Origin of the sequence: Escherichia sp. S10b, assembly GCF_028421345.1 — a bacterium.
GTDB lineage: Bacteria > Pseudomonadota > Gammaproteobacteria > Enterobacterales > Enterobacteriaceae > ECMA0423.
Window position 1 is genome coordinate 1 of sequence record NZ_JAHZSO010000114.1, and the last position, 1344, is coordinate 1344.

Below are 1344 nucleotides of genomic sequence, written 5' to 3' on the forward strand. Positions count from 1 at the left end.
CCCATAAGCGCTAACTTAAGGGTTGAACCATCTGAAGAATGCGACGCCTCGGTGCCTCGTTAAGACGATGCCTCGCGTTCTTCAATTGCGTTTTGTAGGCTGTCAGGGATACTGTCCCACGAATGGCCACCTGTAAGCTCCAGATGACCATTTTTGTTATTCTCCACAACGAGTTAGTTCTTCTTTTCGGATCCGGCACTTCTGGGGGGGAAATCCAGCGATGGCTGGATTATGTCGTCAATTAAAAATGCGGCGAGTAGATTAGCAAATATCCACGCTTTCGCGAGTTCAGGTTCCTTTGCACGCAAAGCATCCAGGTGCAGCAAACTTTTGAGCCGCTTAAAAGCCAGTTCAATTTGCCATCGCAGACGGTAACAATCAGCCACTTGCTCTGCTGAATATTCATCTTCCGGTAATGATGTTAGCAATAGCACATGGCCCGCTGCTTCCAGCGTTTCCGCCTGAACTACTCGTCCTTTTCGACGATTCTCGCTGAGCAGTCGGGTTTTACTGATTAATGCTTTTTCGGGAGGAAGTGATACGGCAATGAGACGTGCCGGAAAGGGAGCTCCGGCTTTTTTATTACCTGAATTGCCTATCATTACAGTGGTTTCACCGTTCTTACCGCAATCCAGCCCGCGCAGAAAACCCATCATGTCAAAGCGCATTCCTTCTGCAGTTAACCAGCGCAATCCTCGCCAGTGAACCCGGACGATATAATCAGCTTCTCCAAAAGCAAGTGAGCGGATACATTCGGGACGCGAACCGAATCCCCGGTCAGCAATGCGTATCTCGTCTGCCGTTTGCGCAAATCGGTCCAGCCGTTCAGCGTCTCTGCTGTCGGTTAGCTCAAAATCAGTGAACTGACAGGTATGAGGATCATATCCCATATGTAGTCGCCATTCAGCGCTGCCGCCCCCGGGCGCACTGATTGCTGTTCCATCGACAAGACGCAATCTCTTTCCGCTTGTACAACCCGTAACTGCGGCGCGTACAGCAAGTGTTTGTGCGGCAAGTATGCCAAACCAGTCGGCGGCATTCCGCAGCCGCTTCAGGAGAGCCACGTCAGATAATGTTGCAACGTCATGGAGCTGAGCCCATGCAGTGACTTCACGTAATGACATCCCCCCGGGGCCGTAAGCCAGCCCCAGACGTAGCAGAGTTGCAGCATCACGAATTTCGCGGCGGCGGGTTAGAGCCCCGGCATTACGTGCCGAAGTATCCAGTTCTTCGGGCTTACCAATATGGGCCAGAATTGCTGACCAGTTATCGTGAGAGTAATTCATCGGCACGTTAAATCATATCAGGCGTAATACCACAACCCTTAAGTTAGCGCTTATGGGA

1 protein-coding gene is annotated in these 1344 nt (G+C 51.3%); it reads right to left on the reverse strand.

Features of this window, described 5'->3' with window-relative positions:
• Nucleotides 1–173: 173 nt before the first annotated feature.
• Entirely contained in the window at nucleotides 174–1286 is a 1113-nt protein-coding gene (locus FTE26_RS08375) for an IS4-like element IS421 family transposase (protein WP_001300563.1), read from the reverse strand.
• Nucleotides 1287–1344: the final 58 nt, after the last annotated feature.

What these genes read in the sequence shown, in the direction of transcription:
- FTE26_RS08375 (WP_001300563.1), bottom strand. Translation starts at nt 1,286, where the DNA reads ATGAATTACTCTCACGATAACTGGTCAGCAATTCTGGCCCATATTGGT.